This window comes from Candidatus Skiveiella danica, assembly GCF_022705245.1.
In the GTDB taxonomy this organism is placed as follows: Bacteria; Pseudomonadota; Gammaproteobacteria; order Burkholderiales; family Burkholderiaceae_C; genus Skiveiella; species Skiveiella danica.
In genome coordinates this window covers 1-24,289 of record NZ_JAKJEW010000001.1, presented here as the reverse complement: position 1 = coordinate 24,289, position 24,289 = coordinate 1, and the positions used below count along the sequence as shown (strand labels likewise).

Here is a 24,289-nt window from a genome sequence, read left to right as displayed (position 1 = left end):
GGGGGAATCAGTGGGTCTGAAAGGCGTGCCGCAGCGCCCGCGCGGCGTCGCCATGGGCCGTCAACGCCTCGGGAATGGCGCGCCCCAGGTTGATGAAGCCGTGCACCACGCCGCGGTAGATTTCCAGGTCCACCGGCACATGGGCGCCGCGCAGGCGGTCAGCGTAGGCGATGCCTTCGTCGGTAAGGGGATCGCACTCGGCCAGGCCGATCCAGGCCGGGGCCACGCCCTCCAGGTCGCGCACATGGCCCGATTCGTCCACGCCGTCCAGCGGGGCAAAGCGCCAGTCGTTGCGGTCGGCGGGGCATCGCAGGTAGTGGCCGTAAAAGTAGTCGATGTGCGCCACCTCCAGCATGAAGCCGTGGGCAAACGCATGGTGCGAGGGCATGTTCTGGTGGCCCGCACAACCCGGGTAGAACAGCATCTGCAGCGCCAGCGGCAGGCCGGCGTCGCGCGCCATCAGGGCCGTGACTGCGGCCAGCGTGCCGCCGGCACTGTCTCCGCCGATGGCCATCCGGGCGCCATCCAGCCCCAGGGCCGGGGCCTGGGTGCGTAGGGCGTTGAGGCTGTCCCAGGCGTCAAAGGCGGCGGTTGGAAATTGATGCTGCGGCGCCAGCCGGTAGTCCACCGACACCACGGCGCAGTGCGCCAGGTGGCTCAGGTGGCGGCACAGCACATCGTGCGTGGCGATGCTGCCCACGGTGAAACCGCCGCCGTGCAAGTACAGCAGCACCGGCAAGGCGGGCCGGTCCAGCGCGGGGTGCTCGGGCGCATACAGGCGCGCCGGCAGCGGGTGGCCGTCGCGGGCGGTGAAATGCAGGTCTTCCACCCGGGCCAGTTTGTGGGGCGCGAGCTCCAGCACGCCGGCACCGGCCTCGTAGGCGGCGCGGGCCTGGCCGGGCGTCAGCGCGTGCAGCGGGGCGCGGCCGGCGCGGGCCATGCGCTCCAGAACCTGGCGCATGACGGGCGTCAACAGGGCGCGGGGGTTGCGGTGGTGACTCATCTCGGGCGGGTTTGTCGGTACAGTGCAAAGCTGGCATCGTACAAGGCAACCCGGAGACAACCATGGCATTCATCTACTACCTGACCCAGATCCAGATCGACTTTGGCGCCGTGAACCTGCTGGCCGCGGAGTGCGAGCGCGTCGGCATCCGCCGCCCGCTGATCGTGACCGACCCCGGCGTCAAGGCCGTCGGCATCCTGCAGCAGGCGCTGGACGCCCTGCCCGGCTTGCCCGTGGCCGTATACGACCAGACCCCCTCCAACCCCACCGAGGCCGCCGTGCGCGCCGCGGTAGCGGTCTACCACGCGCAGGGCTGCGACGGCCTGATCGCCGTGGGCGGTGGCTCGGCCATCGACTGTGCCAAGGGCGTGGCCATCGCCGCCACGCACGAAGGCCCCCTGAAGACCTACGCCACCATCGAAGGCGGCTCGCCCAAAATCACCGAGCGCGTGGCCCCGCTGATTGCCGTGCCCACCACCGCCGGCACCGGCAGCGAGGTGGCGCGCGGCGCCATCATCATCGTGGACGACCACCGCAAGCTCGGTTTTCATAGCTGGCACCTGCTGCCCAAAACCGCCATCTGCGACCCCGGCCTCACGCTGGGCCTGCCCCCGCTGCTGACCGCCGCCACCGGCATGGACGCCATCGCCCACTGCATGGAAACCTTCATGGCCGCGCCCTTCAACCCGCCGGCCGACGGCATCGCGCTGGACGGCTTGGCCCGCGGCTGGGCGCACATCGAACGCGCCACCCGCGACGGCCAGGACCACGAAGCCCGTCTGAACATGATGAGCGCCAGCATGCAGGGCGCCATGGCCTTCCAGAAAGGCCTGGGCTGCGTGCACTCCTTGAGCCACAGCCTGGGCGGCGTGAACCCGCGCCTGCACCACGGCACGCTGAACGCCCTGTTCCTGCCCGCCGTGATCCGCTTCAACGCCACGGCCGAGTCGGTGCAGAAAGAGCGCCGCCTGGACCGCATGGCCCAGGCCATGGGCCTGGCCCGCGGCGACGACATCCCCGACGCCATCCGCGCACTAAACGCCCGCCTGGGCCTGCCCACCGGCCTGGCCGCCGTGGGCGTGACGGAAGACCTGTTCGACGCCGTGATCACCGGTGCCCTGGCCGACCACTGCCACAAGACCAATCCGCGGCTGGCGAGCGCGGAGGAGTACCGGGGGATGTTGCGGGAGAGTCTTTGAGGGGGTCAGAGCCTCATTTTTAGCGAGGCATTCTTTGCTTCGCCACAACTTCCACTGGGCCTACCAGCGCTTGAAATTGGGAAACTCGGTCTCAACCAGCCGACCACGAGCGCGAACCTCAACATCGCGCAGGACTGCGCTTAACTCCGGCGAGATGAAGGGCTGCCTAGTTTCGGCGTTGACGGTACGCCGCGGCATCGGCGTCAGGTAACCGAAAACCTATGTGGCCCGTTGCTGCTGTCCTTGGTTGGGTAGGGCAGCACCCTTGCCCTCCGGGTCGTTCAGCCGTCTGCATCCTGTGCCTTACGCCGAAGGGAATGAAACGTCTGATCTCTGGCGCGCGAAACCGGATGACTTCAGCCATCCAACTGTCCAATCTTGCTTGGGGTGACGAGGCAGGTGCCACGGCCGCTGCGCTTGGTGGTGGAACGTTTGCCCGTATTTGCTGGATGCAAGGCGATGAGTCTTGCCTCAAGACCCGGTTGAATCTCTTGCCCGGAAACTCTGACCACTTGGCCGTGAAGAAGGTTGGTAGGCGACATCAACAAGGAGGCTGGCGCCTCCCCCCTTTTCAAAAGTACCTGCGCCCGGTAGCCGAACCGCCTTCACATGTCAGTCACCCCATCGACCATGCAGACGTGGAAATGCACTTGTTTGTTCAGGCTGGAGTCAGAGATTTGATGAAGCCCACTGCGCACATGTTCAAGGCCGATCGGTTCACACGCAAAGCACTTGGACTGTGGCTGTGTAGCGCGCTGTGCTAGGCGGTGCTGCGCGTGCTGTCCAAACGCGCCACCCTGACCAAATGAGCCAACGACATTGGCGCCAACAGGCCCTGCTGGCCCATGTGCTGCCACTACTGGCCCGAGGACACCCGTGAACGAGGCGACGGCGGCCAGAGCGGCTACTCCAGCTACAGCGCGTTCACGGCCTAGTTCAAGGCTGCGATTGGCCAGCCCCCGAACCAGGTTGAGGGAACACAGTCGGGTAGTAGCGGTAATACGGCTTGGGCGTGAACGGCGTGCCGATCACCAGTCCGCCACCGTTCGCATAGGGCGGCGTGGACGGCGGCCCGGCGGTGGTCAGCGGCGTCAAGCCGTAGTCAAGCTGGATCGGTCCCACAGTGAAGGTGCCGTTGCCCACCGGCGTGACCGTCACGAAGTAGTTGCCCGCGTACGCCACGTTGCCGGCGGCATCCAACACGCGAAGGCCCATGATGTTCTGTCCGGCCACCGCGTTCACGGCCGCCTGCGCCTTCATGCCGTTCACATAGGCGGTCATGCCGGGGATCACGGGCGCGTCGGGCAAGTTCACGCCAAAGCTGATGTTGTACGGACCGCTGCCCGCGCCGGGCCCGCTGCCGGTGGTCATGCCCTGCACGTCCAGCGCTCCCGAGCGGATGGCCATGCCGGCTGCGCTGGCACCGGTGGCGGTGGTCGACACCAGGTAGGCCGTGCCCGGGCTCAGGCCACTGAGCGCGCAGGTGACAATTCCCGCACTGGTGACAGGCGTGCAGACGCCGCCTGCCGGACGTGTGCTGACAACGTAGCCATTTGCGCCTGGCACCGCAGCCCAAGTCAGCGTCATTGTGCTGCTGCTGCTTGCGATCACGCTGGGTAGCGGCGTGTCAAGACGGTTGTCGTTCAGGATGGTGATGCGGACGCGATCGCCCGCGGTCAGCGAGTAAAGCGGACTGGCGGCCGCGATGCGGTCGCTGAATGGATGGCCATAGGCATCGGACACGTAATACATCAGCGCGGCATACGGGTTGTAATAGCCGTCGTTCGTGACTCGCGCGCCGCCATAGGGATAGGCGTAGGGCAGCATCACCGAGGCGTAATACCGGCTGATGTCCTGCGTGGTCGTGCCGCTGCCGCCGCTGGGCGTGGTGCTCGAATCGAAGCGCCCGCCCAGATAGCCAAAGTTCAGCGCGGCCTGGATGTCGCCAACCAGCGCGCCATAGGCGCTGGCGTTGGCCGCTTTCACCGTGTCCTGGATTGTGTAGCTGGCCGTTGTGGTGGTGCCCGGCAGCGTGGTCACGCCAGCCTGGAACGGATAGCCGTCAACGCTGTAAGACGAGCTGTTGGCCACCGTGGCATAGGTGAAGAAATCCATCTGCCCCGTCGGAAAGTTGATCGTCACGGTGGCGTTGGCTGCGGGTCCGGGCAGTGGTGGCGCCGTGGACTTTTTCGGTAGTACCTGCGCTGTCTTGACGGTGCCGGTGGCCGTCACAATGTAGCCGCCGGCACCGTCCTTGGAAAAACTGGCTCTATAGGTGTAGCCACCGTACTGATCGCCATTGATCAGGTAAGTCTTTCCCACCAGCGACTGCAAGTAGCCCGCGAAGCTGGGATAGGGCGCGGGTGAACCGTTCCTGCCCGGCATCGCCGCCAGCGTATTCGGCGACAGAATGCGCGTGAATGAAGAGAAGTCCGTCGTCACCCCCGGTGTGAAACTGAACGTACCGGTGCCGGTGCTGTTGATGAATGCGCCGCCCATGTTGGTACCCATATCCGTCAACATATTCATCAGTGTTGGCATCGACACATGGATCGATTTGGTCTGTAGCGGGTCCGGGGCCAGCTGGCCGGCGTGTGTTACTTCGACCTTTATCGGGATGCCGTGAAAGTCGATCGCCGTCAGGTTGCCACCACCGGAGCCATTGAGGAAGGTCAATTCCATCTTGTCGTAGCGCACAGGGCTGGTGGCAGTGGGCGACGCCCCGTTGACAATGCTCATCGCGTTGCCATAAGAGAAGGTGAGCCGCCCCGAATCCACATTTTTGACGGTGAAGCCGTACACCGCACGCGTCTTGCCGGTGTATGGCGAGGTGGTGGTGCCGGATTGCGTGAGCGAGCCCAGCGCAGTGCTGCTCCCGGTGGCCGTGATGGCACCTGAATTCTGCAGGATACCGATGCCGGAGACTGACGCATCGGATTTGGGTGTATCGAACATCACGTACATCGCCCCGTCGCCACCAAGGTTGTCTGTGTCGTTGACGATCTCCACTGTGACTGCGTCGGCCGGCCCCTCGGCAACGGCAATCAGCGGCGCGCTGGCCAGAACCTGCGAGACCTCGAGGAGTGCCTCGGCCACGTACATGCCGTTGGCATGCTGGTGGACCACGCGCAGCGTGCTGACGGTGTGGGGCACGTCAGGCACCACATGCGCCGCGCTGAACGGCTGCGACACCGGGCCGAACACCACCTTGCCCTCGCTGTCGTAGCCGGTAAACGTGGTGTGATAAGGCTGGCTGCTGCCGAGTAGCGGAACGGCCCGCGTGTCGTGTGTGATGTTCAGCGTGCCGGTTCCGCCGCCTGAACTGCATGCGCTCGTCACCAGGGCCACGCACAGCGCTGCCGCAACGCTCCAGTAGTTGATGTACGCGTATCTGGGCATAGTACGGCTCCTTGAAGGTCTAACGCCATGGGGGGGGTGGGCGTGGGAAGTTGAAACACTATATAGCAGTCTGCAATCGAAGCTGACCATGCGGCAAGCCCGCGCCAACTCACCCAGCACCAGTTGGAAACATTCACCAGTCAGACGCTGACAACCCATGAGCATCAAGTAGTTTGCAGGCCACCGGCACCTGATGCGAAAGGTCACTACCGATCGCGTCGAAAGAGCAGGCAATCTCATCGAAGTGCACGATGCGCAGCTGTCCAGACCTGGCGCCAACGCGTTGCTGGGCGAGCCAAGCCCCGCAGCCATCACAACGCCTGCACCCGCCCCACATCCGGCCTCTCCACCCACTCCCCAAACTCATCCGCCAGCTGCTGCGCGGCCCCGGCAGCGGCGTTCCAGGCCTTCACCCGCGCCGCCAAATCGTTGCCGTAGCGGGTGAAGTCGGTGCGGTCGGGCAGTTTGCGGTTGGGCAGCTGCGCCACCCAGGCCGGGTCGGGGGCGAGCACGATGGCGGTGTCGAGGAACGGCGTGGCGCCGTGGCGCCATTTCAGGGCCTTGTCCAGCCAGCCGGGCACCACGGCCTGCTGAAAGTGCGGGTACAGCACCAGGCCGGCGCCACCCTGCCCGGCCGCCGCGTGCCAGCCCAGGTACAGGTGGTCGTCGGTGATGCCACCGTCCCAGTAGGCGCCGAGCGGCGGGGGGCTACAGGAACAGGCTTTGTCTCTTGCCTTGTCGGCATGAGTCACCGACCTTTCAGTCCTGAGTTCATAGCAACGAACGACCTTTTTACCATGGGTATTGCCACTTTTTGATGGAAATCCTCCCTCCAGCCTCACTCCCCGCCCCTCACCTACCGCATCAGCCCCGCACTGGCGATATGTTCTAGCGTCGGAAAGGCTTCGGCGAGTTGTTACAGCTGGCGGCCATCTGCGCCGTGTTGGTCGACCGCGGCTTTCCGCAGGTTCACAGGACGGGCGGGAAGTTCTCCAAGTGTTAATTTATAGTAGCTACACAAATTCATGCAAACCGATTTTGATCCCGCCTAAAACGAAAGCAACCCGGTCAAGCACGATGTCGAAAACACCTGAACGCCCCAGCATCAAGATGCCCACTGCCGCGGAGGACCGGGCCATCACCGAGGCCGCCAAGGCCGACCCTGATGCCCTGCCACTGACGCCCCAGCAGCTCAAGGCCATGGTGCCGCTGCGCACCTTGCGCGGACGGCCCAGGTCTGAAAACCCCAAGCAGCTGGTGTCCGTGCGCTACAGCCAGGAGGTTCTGGCCTACTTCAAGTCCACGGGTGAGGGTTGGCAGGCGCGCATGGACAGCGTGCTCAAGGAATACGTCGCGCAGCAGGCCCGGCGGACGTAGCGGTTGCCATCACAAAGCCTGCACCCGCCCTAAATCCGGCTTCTCCACCCACTCACCAAACTCATCCGCCAGCTGCTGCGCCGCGGACGTTGCCGCGCTCTACGCCTTCACCCGCGCCGCCAGGTCGTTGCCGTAGCGGGTGAAATCGGCGCGGTCGGGCAGTTTGCGGTTGGGCAGCGTCGCCACACAGGCCGGGGCGGGGGCGAGCACGAGGGTGGTGTCCAGAAACGGGGTGGCGCCGTTGCGCCATTTCAGCGCTTTGTCCAGCCGGCCTGGCACCACGGACTGCTGAACGTGCGTGTGCCCGCGCAGCTCAGACTGGGCCGATGCGGTCGCGCGTCCACCGGCGCCCCCACTGCCGCACCGGAGATTCCAGCCAGCGTTCGCTGGCCATGGCGGCCAGACATGACGCCAGGGCCACGCCGGCCGCCAACCACCAGCGCTGCGCGTGCGTCAATGGGTCGCCCGGTAAGACGAACCAGGTCAGCCCGAAGAACAGCACGGGATGCAGCAGGTAGCTGCCGTAGGTAATGTCGCCCAGCCACACGGCCACCGGCCGGAGCCGGGCGGGCACCCTCGCGCGTCCACTGACCCACACCACAAGCACGCAGGCCAGTGGCAGCACCAGGCCCGAAAACCCCAGCAACTGATCGCCCGCCTGCGCCGGATTCAGGGCGGCCAAGCATCCGCCCAGCATGAGCCACGCCCCCAGCGCAATGATGAATGGATCGGCGGGCCGGTGCGCGCGCGCGTCCAGCCCGATCAGGCAGCCCACGACGAAATACGCGCCGAAAGCGGGCACTTGGTGGTAGGCGATGGCATTGGCGTCATAGCCGTCAGGGCCACCGATGGTGGCGGCGATCCAGCACACTTGCACGGCGATCGCAGCCCCGAACAGCGGCCACCGACCGCCTCGTCGCCTCAGGCCGAACATCAGCAGCGGGAACATCAGGTAGTAGACAAACTCGATTCCGAGTGACCAGCCCCCGATCGGCAGCGACCAGACCACGGGGTCGTAGAAGCCGAAGGCATAGGTCAGATTCAGCGCCATGCGCAGGGGCAGCAGGTCGGTCAGGCGGCCGGAGTGGGCACTGAAAAGGGCCACCGAGATCACCGCCACGACGGCGAACAGTGGCGTCAACCGAAACCAGCGCAGGACCAGAAAGGCTCTGGTAGCGCGCCAGGACGTGATCCGTTCGCCGTAGGTGTAGGCCAGGCTGGCGCCGGAAAGCACGAAGAACAGATACACGCCGTAGGTGCCGAAGGTGTGCAACGCGGCAAGGTCCTGCCATAGCAGCAGGTGGTAGGCCATGACCGACAGCGCGCACAGGCCCCGCAGCAGGTCCCAGCCCCAGATGCGGCCGCCATCGGCACCGTGCTCGGCGCTCACAGAGGCAACACCTGGTTGGGGTCGGGGCGCTCCAGCCACGCGGCCCATTCGTCAGCCAGCTGGCGGCTCGCCAAGACAGCGGTGGTCCAGGCCTTCCCCCGCGCCGCCAGGTCGTTGCCGTAGCGGGTGAAGTCGGTGCGGTCGGGCAGTTTGCGGTTCGGCAGCCTTTCCACCCAGGCCGGGTCGGGGGCCAGCACGATGGTGGTGTCGAGGAAAGGCGTGGCGCCATGGCGCCATTTCAGCGCCTTGTCCAGCCAGCCGGGCACCACCGCCTGCTGGAAGTGCGGGTACAGCACCAGGCCGGCGCCAACGGGCCCGGCCGCCTCCCGGTAGTCCAGGTGCAGGTGGTAGTCGGTGATGCCGCCATCCCAGTAGGCGCCGGGCGGCGCGCCGGGGATGTCGTGCACCGCGCGCAGCACGAACGGAATCGAGCAGCTGGCCTGCAGCGCGGGCATGAAGTTGGCGTCGGTCAGGTCGATTCGCCGGGTGCGGTAGTCCTGCGTGGCGAACGGCAGCGCTGCGCCACCGGATGAAAACACCACCCGCTCCAGCCAAGCGCCCATGGCCTTGCGGCGCACGGCGTTGGTGAAGAAGGCGCCGGCATAGCCCAGCGGGGTGCGCAGGCCGTGCTCGCGCGCCAGCACATGGCGCCCGCGTGAGGTGACGATGTGCAGGCGATAGCGGGGGTGGTTCAGCACCTCCTGGACGCGCCCGCCGTAGAAGGCTTGCAGGCTTTCGCCAAAGCGCTCGCTGACGAAGTCGGCCGTGGGGCGCTTCTGGCCGGGCAGCAGCTCGTAGTGCTGGTGGATGTAATCGTGCTCCAGCCGGTGGAAGGCGGCCACCGGGTCGGTTAGGCAGGCGGTGGCCATGCGCCAGGCGCCGATGGAGCCGCCCACCAGGTGCACCGGCTGGCTGCTGCGGGCCAGCCAGTCGCCGAACAGAAAGCGGTCCAGCGGGCCGAGGATCAGGCCTTTTGGGCCGCCAGCTGCGCCGGGGATGACGCCGATGTCCTGCGGACGCAGGCCGTGTTGCTCGATATGGCGCCGGGCGGCGGGGCCGGCATGGATGCGCAGGGCTTTCATGGGCTCATGGTAGCGCCGGAATCACGTTTTATGGGTGTTTTTGGCACGATCCCGGCGTGGAATGGTCACTGGACGCTATCAAAACAGGATCGATCAACGCCCGGGCTGGCGCAGCTTGGCAAAGGCCGAGGCCATGGCGGTGGACGCCGCCGGCGCCGGGGCGCCGCGATGGGGCGCCCGCTGGCCCCGCCCGGCCCCTTCAAACCGGTTGTCACGCGGGCCGTCCCGGCGTGGGGGCGCCTCGCCGAGCTTCATCGACAGGCCGATGCGCTTGCGCTCCACATCGACCTCCACCACGCGCACCTTCACGATGTCGCCGGTCTTGACCACGTCGCGCGCGTCGGTGGTGAAGGTGTGGCTCAGCTGGCTGACGTGCACCAGCCCGTCCTGGTGCACGCCCAGGTCCACGAAGGCGCCAAAGGCCGCCACGTTGCTGACCGTGCCCTCCAGGATCATGCCGGGCTGCAGGTCGCGAATGTCTTCCACGCCCTCGTTGAAGCGCGCCACCTTGAAGTCGGGGCGCGGGTCGCGGCCGGGCTTTTCCAGCTCGCCCAGGATGTCTTTCACCGTGATGACGCCAAACTTTTCATTGGCAAACAGCTCGGGCTTGAGGGTTTTGAGCATTTCCGCCCGGCCCATCAGCTCGGCCACGGGCTTGCCGGTGGTCGCGATGATCTGCTCCACCACGGGGTAGGTTTCGGGGTGCACGCCGGTCATGTCCAGCGGGTTGTCGCCGCCGCGGATGCGCAGAAAGCCGGCGCTTTGCTCGAAGGTCTTGGCGCCCAGGCCGGCCACGTCCAGCAGCTGCTTGCGGTTGCGGAAGGCGCCGTGGGCCTCGCGCCAGCGCACCACGGACTTCGCCACGCCGGCGGACAAGCCCGACACGCGCGACAGCAGCGGCACGCTGGCGGTGTTGAGGTCCACGCCCACGGCGTTCACGCAGTCTTCCACCACCGCCTCCAGGGTGCGGGCCAGCTCGCTCTGGTTCACGTCGTGCTGGTACTGGCCGACGCCGATGGATTTGGGGTCGATCTTGACCAGCTCGGCCAACGGGTCTTGCAGGCGGCGGGCGATGCTGGCGGCGCCGCGCAGGCTGACGTCCACGTCGGGCATTTCTTGAGAAGCGAACTCGCTGGCGGAATACACCGAGGCGCCGGCCTCGCTGACCACTATCCTTTGAATAGCGGCTGGTGACCATTCTGCGCTGGGATGGGCCGTTTTTTCCAACAATTTCATCAAATCGGCGGCCAGGCGGTCGGTTTCGCGGCTGGCGGTGCCGTTGCCGATGGCGATCAGGTTCACGCGGTGCTTTTCACAGAGCCGGGCGAGGGTGTGCAGCGAGCCGTCCCAGTCTTTGCGCGGCTCATGCGGGTACACCGTGGCGGTGTCCACCAGCTTGCCGGTGCCGTCCACCACCGCCACCTTCACGCCGGTGCGGATGCCGGGGTCCAGCCCCAGCACCACGCGCGGGCCGGCGGGTGCGGCCAGCAGCAGGTCGCGCAGGTTGTCGGCAAAGACCTTGATCGCCACCTTCTCGGCGTCTTCGCGCAGGCGGGTGAACAGGTCGCGCTCGGTGGACAGGCTGAGCTTGACGCGCCAGGTCCAGGCCACGCACTTGCGCAACAGGTCGTCGGCGGGGCGGCCCTGGTGGCTCCAGCCCAGGTGCAGTGCAATCTTGCCCTCGGCCAGCGAGGGCACGGCGGGCACCTTGCGGTCCGCGGGCGGGGGCTCGGCGCCGGCCAGGGGCTCAGGCTGGACCAGTTTGGCGTCCAGGATGTCGAGCGCGCGCCCGCGAAACACGGCCAGCGCCCGGTGCGAGGGCACGCGGCCGATGGGCTCGTTGTAGTCGAAGTAGTCGCGGAACTTGGCCACGTCGGGGTGGTTTTCGTCCTTGCCGGCCATCAGGGTGGACTTGAGCAGGCCGTTGGCCCAGAGCCATTCGCGCAGGCTCTGCACCAGCACGGCGTCTTCCGCCCAGCGCTCGCTCAGGATGTCGCGCACGCCGTCGAGCACGGCCGGCACGGTCGAAAAGTCGCCCCCCTCCACACTGCCGGCCGGGCGCACGAAGGCCTCGGCTTCGGCGGACGGGTTCAGCGACGGGTTGGCAAACAGGCGCTCGGCCAGGGGCTCGATGCCGGCTTCGCGGGCGATCTGGCCTTTGGTGCGGCGCTTGGTCTTGTAGGGCAGGTAGAGGTCTTCCAGCTCCTGCTTGGTCGGCGCGGCCTCGATGGCGGCGCGCAGCTCGGGGGTGAGCTTGCCCTGCTCGTCGATGGCTTTCAGGATGGCGGCACGGCGGTCCTGCAGCTCGCGCAGGTAGCCCAGGCGGTATTCGAGCTCGCGCAGCTGGATGTCGTCGAGCCCGCCGGTGGCTTCCTTGCGGTAGCGGGCGATGAAGGGCACGGTGGCACCGCCGTCCAGCAGGTCGACGGCCGCCTGGACCTGCTGTTGGGTGACGCGGATTTCGGCCGCGATCTGCGAAATGATCGTCTGCATGAAGGAGAGAGAGAAAGAAGAAGGCGCCGGATTCCGGCGAAGCGCGGGAGTGTGCCACAGGGGCGGGCGCCCTCCCCGGCCTGGTTCAGGATGTCAGCAACGCACCCAGGCGGTGCGAAGGCCGGGGCCGGCGCGGTTCAGCCGCCGATGCGCACCACCACCCGGCCGCGCACCTGCCCGCCCATCAGGGCGTGGGCCTTGTCGATCGCGCCGCTCAGGGGGATCTCCTCGATCAGGGTTTCCAGCTTGGCCGGGTCGAGGTCTCGGGCCAGGCGGTCCCAGGCACGCTGGCGCCTGGCGAGCGGCGCCATCACCGAATCGACGCCGGCCAGCGTCACGCCGCGCAGGATGAAGGGCATCACCGTGGTGGCCAGGTCCGCGCCTTGTGCCAGACCGCAGGCGGCCACCACGCCGCCGTAGCGGGTCTGCGCCAGGGCATTGGCCAGGGTGTGCGAGCCCACGGCATCGACTACGCCGGCCCAGCGTTCCTTCTGGAAGGGCTTGCCGGGGGCGGCCAGCTCGGCCCGGTCGATGATCGACGAGGCGCCCAGGGCTTTCAGCCAGTCGGCCTCGGCGGTCTTGCCGGTGGCCGCGACCACGGTGTAGCCCAGGCGGCCCAGCAGCGCCACGGCGACACTGCCGACCCCGCCGGTGGCGCCGGTCACCAGAATTTCGCCAGCGCCGGCCTTCACGCCGTGATCTTCGAGCGCCAGCACACAGAGCATGGCGGTGTAGCCGGCCGTGCCGATGGACATTGCCTGCCGGGCCGTAAAGGCCGCGGGCAGCTTGACCAGCCAGTCGCCCTTGAGCCGGGCCTTTTCTGCCAGGCAGCCCCAGTGCGTCTCGCCCACGCCCCAGCCGTTGTGGATGAAGGCATCGCCGGGCTTCCATGCCGGGTGCGTGGATTCGAGGACCTCCCCTGCCCCGTCGATGCCGGCGACCATGGGCCATTGGCGCACCACCGGGCCCTTGTTCGTGATCGCCAGCCCGTCCTTGTAGTTGAGCGTGGACCAGTCGACGCGCACCAGCACATCGGCTGGTGGCAGGGCCGCCTCGTCGAGTGACTGGATGCTGGCGCTGAAGGTGTCGCCTTTTTCGAGCAGGAGGGCCTTGAACATGTCTTTTCTTCCTTGTTGAATGGGTCGGGGACAATGGAGGGTCAGCCGGGATTCTCGGGGCAAGAACCAAACCGGTGTACCATAGGGCACTAGGTGAAAACGCTAGCCATATATAAATCAATAAGTTACACCGTTTTCTTCATTTGACTTCTCAATTTGATCGCCGTAAATTCGCGGCCATGTTCCGCTGGACCCTGCTTCCCTGCCTGCTTGTTTGCGCTGCCGTGCATGCGGCTCCGACCACGGTCGCAGAAGATGCGGTCGAACGCCTGCTCACCGACAAAGGTCTGATCGAGCGGCTCGGCGGTCAACTCGAACACGTTCGCCATACCGCCGGCGAAAAAGCGTCAGAGCTGGTCGTGAACGCCATGGGCTTCCTGGGCGTTCCCTACAAGCGGGGTGGCACATCAGCGGAAACCGGCTTCGACTGCAGCGGATTCGTCCGCGCCATGTACGAACAATCCATTGGTCTGGTTCTGCCCCGGCGTGCCAACGAACAGGCCGCGGCCACCCAGACCATCGACCGGACCGACCTCAAGCCGGGTGATCTGGTGTTCTTCAACACCATGCGGCGCGCGTTCAGCCATGTCGGCATTTATGTCGGCGATGGCAAGTTCATTCATGCCCCCCGCTCCGGCGCGCAAGTCCGGGTCGAGGACATGCGGGAAGCGTACTGGCAAACCCGCTTCAATGGTGCCCGCCGCGTGGCGGGCGGCAACTCGCCCTCGCAATAGCGCGAAGGCCGTTTCCTGGCCACTTGATCTACTCATGTTTCTATAGCGTCTTGTGACCATCCGACGCTGGGACTGAGCTGATTTGATCGTTTTTTCGCGCGCATGGCCGCTCCGGCGACGTCCCGGATCCTTGCCAGACACCTTCAGCCCTGTTGCGAAGGTTTGCAGCCGAATCGACCCCATCTCTTGAACCACGGCGGCGGCCTCGCCTGAGTTTGTTGATGCACATCAAGACCGCCGCATTGACGCGCAGGCACCATCGCAGCTTGCGCGCAAGGCAGGGCACCGCCGGGTTCGAAGCGCGGACAGTTCACGAAAGGCAACGGATGTTTCAGGTACGCATTCATGGACGCGGAGGCCAGGGCGTCGTGACCGGCGCGGAGATGCTCTCCATCGCCGCCTTCCTGGGCGGGCGTCACGCCCAGGCTTTCCCCAGCTTCGGATCGGAACGCACCGGTGCGCCGGTGGTCGCGTTCTGCCGACTGGACGACAAGGAGATTCGCCTGCGCGAGCCCATCATGCAGCCGGACGCCCTGATCATCCAGGACGCCACGCTGCTGCACCAGGTGGATGTGTTCAGCGGCCTGAAGAAGGATGGCTACATCCTGATCAACACCACCCGGACCTTCGAGGCGCTGGGTCTTGGCGAATTCGCGCGGGACTTCCGGCCCGAGCGCCTGCTGACCGTGCCCGCCAGCGAACTGGCCATGAAACACGTCGGACGACCGGTGCCGAACGTTCCGCTGCTGGGGGCCTTTGCCGCCCTTGGCGGCTTGATCTCGCTGGATGCGGTGCAGGCGGCGATCCGGGAGAAGTTCAAAGGTGCGGTGGCGCAAGGCAACATGGACGCGGCCCGCGAGGCCTACGAGATCGTCATGGAACAGGAAAAGAAGGCAGAGGCCCACCATGCTTGAACAATGCGAAGGCTCCCATGCCGTGGCTGCGGCGGTCGCGTTGAGCCGCCCCGAGGTGATCTGCGCCTACCCGATCTCGCCCCAGACGCACATTGTCGAAGGGCTGGGCGAAATGGTGAAATCCGGCGCGCTCTCGCGCTGCGAGTTCATCAACGTCGAGTCCGAATTTGCCGCCATGAGCGTGGCCATCGGCGCCTCGGCGGCCGGCGCCCGGGCTTACACGGCCACCGCCAGCCAGGGCCTGCTGTTCATGGCCGAGGCGGTCTACAACGCCTCCGGGCTGGGCCTGCCCATCGTGATGACCGTGGCCAACCGTGCCATCGGCGCCCCGATCAACATCTGGAACGACCATACCGACAGCATGTCGATGCGCGACGCCGGCTGGCTGCAACTGTTCGCCGAGACGAACCAGGAAGCGCTCGACCTGCATATCCAGGCGTTCCGGATCGCCGAGGAACTGTCCTTGCCGGTCATGGTGTGCATGGATGGCTTTATCCTGACCCATGCCTACGAACGTGTGGACATGCCGGATCAGGCGCAGGTGGACCGCTTCCTGCCGCCTTACGAGCCGCGCCAGGTGCTGGACCCGGACGAACCCGTAACGATCGGCGCCATGGTGGGCCCCGAGGCCTTTGCTGAGGTGCGCTACCTGGCCCACGCCAAGCAGATGCAGGCGCTGGACCTGATTCCGCAGGTGGCAGAGGAATTCCGCCAGATTTTTGGACGCGACTCGGGCGGTCTGATCAAACCGTATCGCCTGGACGACGCCGAAACCATCGTCATCGCCCTGGGCTCCGTGCTGGGCACCATCAAGGACACGGTGGACGATCTGCGGGACGCCGGCGTGAAAATCGGCGTGCTGGGCATCACCTCGTTCCGCCCGTTCCCGATTTCGGACATCCGGGACGCGACCGCCCATGCGAAACGCATCGTCGTCATCGAGAAATGCTTTGCGGTCGGCATCGGCGGCATCGTCTCGCGCGACGTGCGCAGCGCGGTGCGCAACCGGCCGCAACCGGTGCTGACCGTCGTCGCCGGGCTGGGTGGGCGGGCCATCACCAAGGCCTCGCTGACGAAGCTGCTGAACGACGCCATCGCCGACAAGCTGGAACTGCTGACCTTCCTGGACCTCGACTGGGACATCGTCAACCGGGTGCTGGAACGCGAAAAGAAGCAGCGCCGTTCCGGCCCGATCGCCGAAAACATCCTGCGCGACCTGGGCCCCTCAGCGGCTGGCGCCTGAGGCCCACTGGCAGACCATCCGGACCGACATCATGGAACACACCGTCGTCAAGTTTTACCAGACCGGCACCTTCACCGTGGGCAACCGCCTGCTGGCGCCCGACCAGCGCAGCGTGCAGGCCAACACCCAGCGCAACAATTCGCTGAATTCCGGCCATCGCGCCTGCCAGGGCTGCGGCGAAGCGCTCGGCGCCCGCTACGCCATCGACGCGGCGATGCAGGCCACGAATGGCCAGTTGATCGCCGCCAACGCCACCGGCTGCCTGGAAGTTTTCTCCACGCCCTACCCCGAGACCTCGTGGCAGATGCCGTGGATCCACTCGCTGTTTGGCAACACGGCAGCGGTGGCCACCGGCATCGCGGCAGCCATGCGGGTCAAAGGCCGTGACCAGGTGCGCGTGGTGGCCCAGGGCGGCGATGGCGGCACGACCGACATCGGCTTCGGCTGCCTGTCGGGCATGTTCGAGCGCAACGACGACGTGCTCTACATCTGTTACGACAACGAGGCCTATATGAACACCGGGGTGCAGCGGTCTTCAGCGACCCCGCCGGCCGCACGCACCGCCACCACCATGCCCGTCGGCCCGAACCCTGGCAATGTCTTCGGCCAGGGCAAGAACCTGGCGCGCATTGCCATGGCGCACGAGATTCCGTATGTCGCCACCGCCACCGTAGCGGACCTGCGCGACCTGGAATACAAGGTGACGAAGGCGATGTCCATGCGTGGCGCGCGCTACATCCATATCTTTGTCCCCTGCCCGCTGGGATGGGGGGCGGCGTCGCACGACACCATCCGCCTCGCCCGGCTGGCGCATGAAAGCGGTGTGTTCCCGGTGTTCGAGGCCGAGCACGGCGAAGTCACGGGGGTCTCGAAGATCCGCCGGCGCGTGCCGGTCGAAGACTACCTGCGGCCCCAGAAGCGCTTTGCCCACCTGTTCGGCAGCACGCCGGACACGGCCACCCTGGCGCGCTTGCAGGCCATGGCCGATCGCAACATCCAGCGTTACGGGCTACTGGACGAGGAAGCCTGATCGCCCACTCGACCCTAGCCGCTGCGCCACACCCGATTCCACGTACCTGGCTCGACCCGCACCCAATCATTGAGGTTCATCCGCATGCAAAAGCCCTTTGCCATCACCCTTGACGTGGGCAGTTCCCTGGTCAACCACACCGGCTCGTGGCGCAATTCGCGGCCCGTGTACGTCAGCCGCAAACCGCCTTGCAACCACCAGTGCCCCGCCGGGGAAAACATCCAGGCTTGGCTGTTTCATGCGGAGTCGGGGGACTACGAGCAGGCCTGGCGCAAGCTGGTCGAAGACAACCCGTTCCCCGCCACCATGGGTCGGGTCTGTTATCACACCTGCGAAGGGGCCTGCAACCGGGCGAAGATCGATGAGGCGGTGGGAATCAACTCCGTCGAGGGGTTTCTGGGTGATCAGGCCATCGCCCGGGGCTGGCGGTTCCCGGCTGCAAAGACGCAATCCGGAAAGAAAGTGCTGGTTGTCGGCGCGGGTCCGTCCGGCCTCTCGGCGGCCTACCACCTGGCGCGCCTGGGCCATGCCGTGACGGTGCACGAGGCCGGTCCCATGCCCGGCGGCATGATGCGTTTCGGCATTCCGAAATACCGTTTGCCCCGCCAGGTGCTCGACGCCGAGGTCCAGCGCATTGTGGACATGGGCGTCACCATCGCCTACAACACCAAGGTCTCGAACGTGCTGGAATCCCGCCAAGCCGGCGGCTTCGACGCCGTGTTCCTGGCCGTCGGTGCCCATATTGCGAAGCGCGCCTTCATTCCCGCAGGCGATTCGGCCAAGGTGCTTGATGCGGTCGCCGTGCTGCGCTCCATGGAGGGCGAGGACAAACCCATGCTGGGCCGCCGCGTCGTCGTCTATGGCGGCGGCAACACCGCGATCGACGTTGCACGCACGGCTAAGCGCCTGGGCGCGAGCGAGGCCATCATCGTCTACCGCCGCAACCGTGAAAAGATGCCGGCGCACGACTTCGAGGTGGAAGAGGCATTGCAGGAAGGCGTGATGATCAAGTGGCTGTCCACCATCAAGCAGGCCGGCGAGTCGTCCATCACGGTGGAGAAGATGGCACTGGACGACAAAGGCTTTCCGCAACCGACCGGCGAGTTCGAGACCCTGGAGGCTGACTCCGTGGTGCTGGCGCTGGGCCAGGATGTTGATCTGTCCCTCATCGAAGGGGTGCCGGGCCTGGCGGTGGACGACGGCGTTGTGCAGGTCGACGCGCAAATGATGACGGGCCACGCCGGCATCTTTGCCGGCGGCGACATGGTTCCCGCCGAACGCAACGTGACGGTCGCGATCGGCCACGGCAAGAAAGCAGCGCGCAACATCGACGCCTGGCTGCAAGGCGCAAGCTACCAGGCGCCCGCCAAGAGCGAACTGGCCAGCTTCGACACACTCAACCCGTGGTACTACAGCGACGCGCCGAAGACGGTGCGCCCCATGCTGGACATCCTGCGGCGCAAGTCGACCTTCGAGGAGGTGCAAGGCGGGCTGGACGAATCCAACGCCCTGTTCGAGGCGCGCCGCTGCCTGTCATGCGGCAACTGTTTCGAGTGTGACAACTGCTATGGGGTCTGTCCGGACAATGCGGTCATCAAGCACGGACCCGGCAAGGGGTTCGACTTCAACCTGGACTACTGCAAGGGCTGTGGAATCTGTGTGTCCGAGTGTCCGTGCGGTGCCATCAAGATGGTGCCCGAAGGCACCTGAATCGGTGTTGCGCCGGGCCCGGCGTCAGGGCGGCGCCGCTCCATCCTGCCTCAGCCTGCGTAGCCCGGGTTGGGCAGACCGCCCGTGAGCTTGGGTGTATTGAGCTTGCGCGCAGACACCTTGCCGCCGCGCGCCTTCAGCCATGTTTCCACAACATCCCAGACCTGGGGATTGCCCGCGGTTCGGGCTTCCTCGGCCACCGGCGCCCAGCCAGCGACCTTGTACTTCTTGTCCGCTTCGATCGGCTTCCCGTTCAGACGCATGTCTCCAATCCGGCTTCCCATCTTGCCCACGGGATCACAGCTGTACTGCAGTCCGCCCACGCGCACCATGTCACCACCTTGCTGGTAGTAGGGATCGGGATTGAAAAGGTTGTCACAGACGTCTTCCAGCACCGTCTTGATGGTCTCGCCAGTCATCTCGGTGACGGTGGCGTAGGAATAGGTTGTCGCGGTCATGTCCATCAACCATTCGCGCGTGATGGCCTGCCCGGGCAACAGGCTGGTTCCCCAGCGAAAGCCCGGTGAAAACGCGATTTCCGCACCCTGAACCTCCATCAGAGCATCCACCAGCAGCTGATCGCCCGTGCCGTTGAAGTTGCCGCGCCGATACAAGGTACCTTCGGTCACGGCAAGCTTCTCGGCCAACTTGGCTTCGTACGGTGCGCGGATCTTCCTGATGAGCGCGTCCATCTCCGTATCGGCCGGGAGCATGTTGGCGAAGACCGGGAGCAGCTTGTAACGGAAGTCGCTCACCTTTTTGTCCTTGACCTCGAAGTCGAGCACCGAGAGGAACTTGCTATTGGATCCGGCGTTGGTGACGATGGTCTTGCCGCCCTTGTTGCTCACAACGGATGCCACCGGCATGCCGTCGTGGGTATGGCCACCCATGATGGCATCGATGCCACTGACGCGGCTGGCCATCTTGAGGTCCACATCCATGCCGTTGTGGCTCAGGACGACAACCACCTGGGCGCCCTTGCCCCGGGCCTCATCCACCATCTTCTGCATGTTCTCGTCCTGAATGCCGAAGGCCCAGTCGGCCACCATGTAGCGCGGGTTGGCGATCGGCGTGTAGGGGAAGGCCTGGCCGATGATGGCGCAGGGGACGCCATTGATTTCCCGGATCACATAGGGTTTGAACACGGGGTCACCGAAGTCCTGGGTCTTCACGTTCTGGGCGACAAAATCGACCTTGCCCTTGAAGTCCTTCTCGATGATCTCCTTGACACGTTCCATGCCCAGCGTGAACTCCCAGTGCCCCGTCATGACGTCCACACCGAGCAGCTTGCAGGCATCGACCATATCCTGGCCATTGGTCCAAAGTGCCGTTCCGGAGCCCTGCCAGGTATCGCCGCCATCCAGCAGCAAGGCGCCCGGACGACTGGCCTTCATGCGTTTGACCAGCGTTGCCAGATGGGCAAAGCCTCCAACCTTGCCGTAGCGTTTGGCTGCCTGGTCAAAATCCAGGTAGGTCAACGCGTGCGCCTCGGCCGTGCCCGGCCGTACTTTGGCCACCTTCAGCAGGTGTTCCCCGACCAGATGGGGCAACTGGCCTTTCATCGAACCGATACCGAGGTTGATGCTGGGTTCACGGAAATAGATCGGCTTGAGTTGCGCGTGGCAGTCGGTCATGTGCAGGAAAGACACGTTACCGAACTTGGGGATGTCGTACAGGCCATTGGCGGCCGTGGCGGCATCCGCGTCCGCATAGCGGCCCATGCCCATGCCCGCCATGGTGCCCGCGCCAATCAACTGGAAAAACTCACGCTTGGTTAAATTCATATCTTTGCATTCACTGAACTAAGAATTCGAAGAAAACCCGGCAAAGCCGGGCTTCAGGCGTCTCGCTCGTCTTTACTGATTGACCGGCGACTTCGGATCCAGCAGCAGGGCAACCAGGTCAGCCACCTGGGCTTCGGTCATGATGCCCATGTGCCCTGCCCGCGGCATGTTGGAACAGGCGTTATAGGCCTTGGCGTTCCAGATCTTGCCCCAGGTGTACTCGACAATGGCTTTTGAAGCTGGGCTGTTTGGGTCTGAGACGCCGCGCAGTTTTCCAAAGTTGTACAAACTGGGGCCGATCGTGCCGAAAGAGATTTCCTTCTTGTCGATCTGGTGGCAGTTGTAACAATTCCCACCGTTCGGTGTCTTGGCATCGTCGGTCCAGGTCAGGCCGCGGCCGCTCTGAGCCAACTTCTCGCCTTCTTGCCAATTGCCCAGGAACTTGCCATTGGCCGGCCACTTGATGGTCTTCATGTTGGACGCTTCGATGGCCTTGGCTGTCGCTTCATCCAAGGGCTTACCCGCCACATCGGCGGCACTGCAGGCCTTGTTGGTTTCATCCGTATCCAGCACGGAAGCCTTGACGATGCCTTCATCCCGGAACGATGACTTGACGACGGCTGCGGTCGTCTTGTCGAGGTCGGCAGAACTGGGCGCGGTAGCGCAGCCGGCAATGATCGCCGCAGCAACCAGAACGGACAACGTGATTTTGTGTTGCGTCTTCATGAGCTTTTTCCTGATCGATCAACGCTTGATGGCTGGAGCAACAGAGGCGCTACCCTGACTGTTGACGCCAAGATAGACGCCCAGAGCGACTGTGGCATCGCTGGCAAAGCCCGGGTAGGGGAAGCGTTGCTGGCGATAGCAATCGTTCAGACGCTGTTGCATGCCCCACATCTGCCCGTTCGAGACGCGGTATGCGGGCCAGGCTGCAAAGCCGATACCGTCTCCCGCGTTTTTGGTCAGGTTGGGCAAGTCCTGCAGGCGGATGCGGGTGTTGTCCTGGCCGTGGCAGGATGAGCAGGAGAAGTCATGCGGACCTGCCCGCTGGAAGAACAGGCGCTTGCCCACTTCATAGAACGTCTTCTCTTGCGGGTGAACCTGCGACAGATTGAACTTCATGCCCTTCGACTCGGCGGAGATCCAGGTGACCAATGCGGTCATGTTGTTCTGCTCGCCCCTGCCGAAGGGCGTCTTAGCGATCTCGACGGCGTTGAAGCCCTGCAAGGTTTCCATGCAGGTCAACAGGCGAGACTCGAGGTCTTGCACCTTGTTGGTGTCTGAAAAGTAGCGAGGAAGTTCGACAAACGCGCCCTTTACAACGCCTGGGCCTTTGCCAAGGTCGCATTTTTCCAGTGAGGCGTTCTTCGGTCCGCGCTTTTGTTTCCAGAGGTCTTCGCCTTTGGCCTCAAAGAGGTCGGCCGGGTTGCCATCCTGGAGCATGGCGCGGTATTCCTCAATGCTCTGGACGGCCGTTTTCTGCGCCAAGGCAGCGCTCGCCAGCAGGCAGCCCACAGTGAGCAGGGAGATGGATCGATGCAACATCATGTTTGCCTCTCGTTGTTTTGGAGTCGATTCGGGATCAAAAAAAGGGTGAAGTTCTTCACCCTTTTTTCAATGCGACCGCAGGTGTCAGGACACCGTGGCTTCGTCGGTCCGGGTGTCGCCCTTGTTGTCTTTCCAGGTCACTGCAATCTTGTCGCCGGCTTTGGCGCCCTTGACGTTGAATTGCAGGAATGGGTTCTTGGAAACCGCTGCGCCCCATTCGGCGGTCATCACGGATTTGCCATTGAGTTTGGCTTCCACTTCCTGGATATGCCACGCGGGAACGACCTTGCCGGCCGCATCTTTGCGCTGTCCGGACTCCATCTCGTGGCTCATCAGGACACGGACGGTCGCTTTGTCACCTGCTGCTTGGGCGCGAATGCGCATCGGATCTGCCATTTTCTTTCTCCTGTTCAGTGATTCAATAGGTTCGACGGAATTGCCCGTGCATCAGCCGCCACAGCCGCCGAGCGTGACCTTGACTTCCTTCTTGGCGAACAGTGTCTTGCCATCCGCCATGACGGCGACTGCATACACGTCCGAGGACTGGCCCATCTTGGAGCGCGTCGCAAAGTTCGCATCCACGCTGTCGGTCACGTTGAATACGGCCACGAGCGACGTCGGGTTCTTTTCCACCAAAATCAGCATCTGTTTGACGCCTGCGAGCGACGTGCTGACGCCCAAGGGAACGACAGCGCCGTTCTCAGCGATATCCGGGCCAGTAATGGTGACGTCCTTGCTTTCAACCGGCGCACCAGCACCCAGAGCCTTCAACGCGTCAGCCACGTTCTTGGCTTCAAATGCCGTCTTGTTGAACGCCGCATGGGCGTATTGGGGGAAAAGCCCGGTAGAGGCCAGAAGACCGGCTACCAATGCGCTTTGTTTGAGTGTCTCGCGGCGAGTTTGCATATGAAATCTCCTTGGTTAGATGGATGCTAATAAAAAATACGGGTAAGGGTACTCGCGTAATCCCCAACTCATTTGACCGAGCCGGTGGCCAGCCAAGCTGCGATTGTTTTCGCGTCGGCGTCACTCAAGGTCTGCGGCGGCATGGGGATGGGACCCCACAGCCCCGAGCCGCCCGACTTGATCTTTCCAGCCAGATAGTCCGGCTTGCCGGCATACTTCTTGGCAACATCGGAAAAGGCTGGGCCAACAATCTTGTTACTGACGCCGTGACATACCGTGCAACCGCTCTTGGTCGCCAAGGCAAGCGCCGACTTTCCATCGGGTGCCGCAGCATCCGAAGCGGCCGCGGGCTTGGCAGCGGTGGTTGCCTGTGCCACAGCAACGGGAGTCGTTGTGCCCGTGGCCGCCGACTTGCCTTCTGGCTTGCTGGTATCGGCTCCGCGTTGAGGTCCGACAATGCGGTTCTGTTCCTGCAGGTTGCCGTGAGCGTCACGCGCAAAGTCCGGCAGGAAAGACGCGACCGTTGGCTCGGTAGCGCAATTCTTCATGCACGCCACATTTGCGGTGTCTGGCCTCTTGGTTCCCCCAAACTCGTTACCGGGCCACATGGCGTGCCGGGTCTGCATGCCGTTGCGGTTGGGCATGCGGGCCTGGACTTCACCGATATTTTTGTCAGACAGAGTGAAATTGTCCGGAACAACACCCGCCAGGTTGAGCAGAAACGCGGTCACCGAATAGACCTCGTCGGTGGACAACGATTTGGGCGCCGTCCAGGGCATGGCGCGGTTGATGTAGTCCCATACGGTTGACAGGGAAGCCACCTTCATGAAGGTCGTTCGTCCGCCATCGGGGTCTTTCAGTTTGGCAACGCGCCCACTCTTGACGTCCTCGGCCGTCGTGCCACCGACCAGGGGATTGAACACCTCATTGGATTCACCGAATATGCCGTGGCACTGGGCGCACTTGGCTTCCCAGACGTCCTGCCCCTTGGCAACAGTTCCACTGCCTTTGGGCAGTCCCTTGAAATCAGGGCGGACATCGATGTCCCATGCGGCAACCTCTTTGGGTGTCGCGTTGCGCCCGATTCCGGGATACATGCCGGTTGCCTGTGCGCTGACATAACCGGTTACGGCTATCAGGCCCAGCGTCAAAAATGCCTTACGACAGCTGAACATTCTTGACCTCTCCGTTTTCCTGGACCAGCCACGACTGGATTGCGTTGTTGTGATAAATCGACCGCGTGCCCCGAACAGCACGCAATTGCTTGTAGGTCGGCTGTACATAGCCGGTTTCATCGACTGCTCTGCTCTGGATGATGGCGGGCTTTCCGTCCCACACCCAGTCGATATTGAATCGGGA

Annotated in this window: 21 protein-coding genes and 2 pseudogenes; 8 read left to right on the top strand and 15 right to left on the bottom strand. The window is 64.5% G+C overall.

Annotation, left to right across the window (positions count from 1 at the left end; genetic code table 11):
• Positions 1–7: 7 nt before the first annotated feature.
• Entirely contained in the window at positions 8–1,003 is a 996-nt protein-coding gene (locus tag ACMUOY_RS00115) for an alpha/beta hydrolase (RefSeq protein WP_413889823.1), read from the bottom strand.
• Positions 1,004–1,065: 62 nt separating this feature from the next.
• Between ACMUOY_RS00115 and ACMUOY_RS00110 the strand changes: the two genes are divergently transcribed.
• Together ACMUOY_RS00110 and ACMUOY_RS00105 are read left to right on the top strand one after the other, a co-directional pair.
• Positions 1,066–2,202, top strand: coding sequence for an iron-containing alcohol dehydrogenase (locus ACMUOY_RS00110; protein ID WP_413889822.1), 1,137 nt, complete (start codon positions 1,066–1,068; stop codon positions 2,200–2,202).
• Between the two features lie 317 nt (positions 2,203–2,519).
• Entirely contained in the window at positions 2,520–2,966 is a 447-nt protein-coding gene (locus tag ACMUOY_RS00105) for a hypothetical protein (RefSeq protein WP_413889820.1), read from the top strand.
• Positions 2,967–3,138: 172 nt separating this feature from the next.
• Here ACMUOY_RS00105 and ACMUOY_RS00100 read toward each other — a convergent pair whose 3' ends face one another.
• Positions 3,139–5,601, bottom strand: a complete 2,463-nt coding sequence (locus tag ACMUOY_RS00100; protein WP_413889818.1) for a hypothetical protein — start codon at positions 5,599–5,601, stop codon at positions 3,139–3,141.
• Positions 5,602–5,912: 311 nt separating this feature from the next.
• Positions 5,913–6,302, bottom strand: a pseudogene (locus ACMUOY_RS00095) (phospholipase); the annotation flags it as partial.
• Between the two features lie 376 nt (positions 6,303–6,678).
• Between ACMUOY_RS00095 and ACMUOY_RS00090 the strand changes: the two are divergent.
• The gene (locus ACMUOY_RS00090; RefSeq protein ID WP_413889816.1) at positions 6,679–6,978 is read left to right on the top strand and encodes a BrnA antitoxin family protein; all 300 of its coding nucleotides are present in this window, start codon (positions 6,679–6,681) and stop codon (positions 6,976–6,978) included.
• 99 nt (positions 6,979–7,077) lie between these two features.
• Here ACMUOY_RS00090 and ACMUOY_RS00085 read toward each other — a convergent pair whose 3' ends face one another.
• From ACMUOY_RS00085 to ACMUOY_RS00065, 5 genes are all read right to left on the bottom strand, one after another.
• Complete coding sequence (locus ACMUOY_RS00085; protein WP_413889814.1) at positions 7,078–7,257, bottom strand: hypothetical protein; 180 nt, start codon at positions 7,255–7,257, stop codon at positions 7,078–7,080.
• Between the two features lie 34 nt (positions 7,258–7,291).
• Positions 7,292–8,368, bottom strand: coding sequence for an acyltransferase family protein (locus ACMUOY_RS00080; protein WP_413889812.1), 1,077 nt, complete (start codon positions 8,366–8,368; stop codon positions 7,292–7,294).
• Complete coding sequence (locus tag ACMUOY_RS00075) at positions 8,365–9,450, bottom strand: patatin-like phospholipase family protein (RefSeq protein ID WP_413889810.1); 1,086 nt, start codon at positions 9,448–9,450, stop codon at positions 8,365–8,367. The genes ACMUOY_RS00080 and ACMUOY_RS00075 overlap by 4 nt, the downstream gene beginning before the upstream one ends.
• A 93-nt stretch (positions 9,451–9,543) precedes the next feature.
• Positions 9,544–11,943: a Tex family protein gene (locus tag ACMUOY_RS00070; protein ID WP_413889808.1), complete on the bottom strand. Its 2,400-nt coding sequence runs from the start codon at positions 11,941–11,943 to the stop codon at positions 9,544–9,546.
• Between the two features lie 137 nt (positions 11,944–12,080).
• Positions 12,081–13,061 (bottom strand): MDR family oxidoreductase, encoded by a 981-nt coding sequence (locus tag ACMUOY_RS00065; RefSeq protein ID WP_413889806.1) that lies wholly within the window; start codon positions 13,059–13,061, stop codon positions 12,081–12,083.
• Positions 13,062–13,240: 179 nt separating this feature from the next.
• On the opposite strand from ACMUOY_RS00065, the gene ACMUOY_RS00060 reads away from it, so the two are divergent.
• The 5 genes from ACMUOY_RS00060 to ACMUOY_RS00040 all read left to right on the top strand — a co-directional run bounded on the left by ACMUOY_RS00060 (position 13,241) and on the right by ACMUOY_RS00040 (position 18,692).
• The gene (locus tag ACMUOY_RS00060) at positions 13,241–13,795 is read left to right on the top strand and encodes a C40 family peptidase (protein ID WP_413889804.1); all 555 of its coding nucleotides are present in this window, start codon (positions 13,241–13,243) and stop codon (positions 13,793–13,795) included.
• A 326-nt stretch (positions 13,796–14,121) separates the two neighbouring features.
• Complete coding sequence (locus ACMUOY_RS00055) at positions 14,122–14,709, top strand: 2-oxoacid:acceptor oxidoreductase family protein (RefSeq protein WP_413889802.1); 588 nt, start codon at positions 14,122–14,124, stop codon at positions 14,707–14,709.
• Positions 14,702–15,952 carry a transketolase C-terminal domain-containing protein gene (locus tag ACMUOY_RS00050; protein WP_413889800.1) on the top strand — a complete coding sequence of 417 codons (1,251 nt, stop codon included), beginning with the start codon at positions 14,702–14,704 and terminating at the stop codon, positions 15,950–15,952. The genes ACMUOY_RS00055 and ACMUOY_RS00050 overlap by 8 nt, the downstream gene beginning before the upstream one ends.
• Before the next feature lie 31 nt (positions 15,953–15,983).
• Positions 15,984–16,982, top strand: coding sequence for a thiamine pyrophosphate-dependent enzyme (locus tag ACMUOY_RS00045; RefSeq protein WP_413889798.1), 999 nt, complete (start codon positions 15,984–15,986; stop codon positions 16,980–16,982).
• 69 nt (positions 16,983–17,051) lie between these two features.
• Positions 17,052–18,692 (top strand): NAD(P)-binding protein, encoded by a 1,641-nt coding sequence (locus ACMUOY_RS00040; protein ID WP_413889796.1) that lies wholly within the window; start codon positions 17,052–17,054, stop codon positions 18,690–18,692.
• A 50-nt stretch (positions 18,693–18,742) separates the two neighbouring features.
• On the opposite strand, the gene soxB is transcribed toward ACMUOY_RS00040, so the two are convergent.
• From soxB to ACMUOY_RS00005, 7 genes and pseudogenes are all read right to left on the bottom strand, one after another.
• Positions 18,743–20,476 (bottom strand): thiosulfohydrolase SoxB, encoded by a 1,734-nt coding sequence (gene soxB / locus ACMUOY_RS00035; protein ID WP_413889794.1) that lies wholly within the window; start codon positions 20,474–20,476, stop codon positions 18,743–18,745.
• A 72-nt stretch (positions 20,477–20,548) separates the two neighbouring features.
• Complete coding sequence (gene soxX / locus ACMUOY_RS00030; protein ID WP_290732866.1) at positions 20,549–21,202, bottom strand: sulfur oxidation c-type cytochrome SoxX; 654 nt, start codon at positions 21,200–21,202, stop codon at positions 20,549–20,551.
• An 18-nt stretch (positions 21,203–21,220) separates the two neighbouring features.
• Complete coding sequence (gene soxA / locus ACMUOY_RS00025; protein ID WP_413889792.1) at positions 21,221–22,024, bottom strand: sulfur oxidation c-type cytochrome SoxA; 804 nt, start codon at positions 22,022–22,024, stop codon at positions 21,221–21,223.
• 84 nt (positions 22,025–22,108) lie between these two features.
• A complete protein-coding gene (gene soxZ, locus ACMUOY_RS00020) occupies positions 22,109–22,420 on the bottom strand; it encodes a thiosulfate oxidation carrier complex protein SoxZ (RefSeq protein WP_290732870.1) in 312 nt (103 codons plus the stop codon).
• 51 nt (positions 22,421–22,471) lie between these two features.
• The gene (gene soxY, locus ACMUOY_RS00015; RefSeq protein WP_290732872.1) at positions 22,472–22,930 is read right to left on the bottom strand and encodes a thiosulfate oxidation carrier protein SoxY; all 459 of its coding nucleotides are present in this window, start codon (positions 22,928–22,930) and stop codon (positions 22,472–22,474) included.
• Between the two features lie 68 nt (positions 22,931–22,998).
• Positions 22,999–24,105 (bottom strand): c-type cytochrome, encoded by a 1,107-nt coding sequence (locus ACMUOY_RS00010; RefSeq protein ID WP_413889789.1) that lies wholly within the window; start codon positions 24,103–24,105, stop codon positions 22,999–23,001.
• Positions 24,089–24,289: pseudogene (locus ACMUOY_RS00005) on the bottom strand (sulfite dehydrogenase); the annotation flags it as partial. The gene ACMUOY_RS00010 and the pseudogene ACMUOY_RS00005, both read right to left, overlap by 17 nt.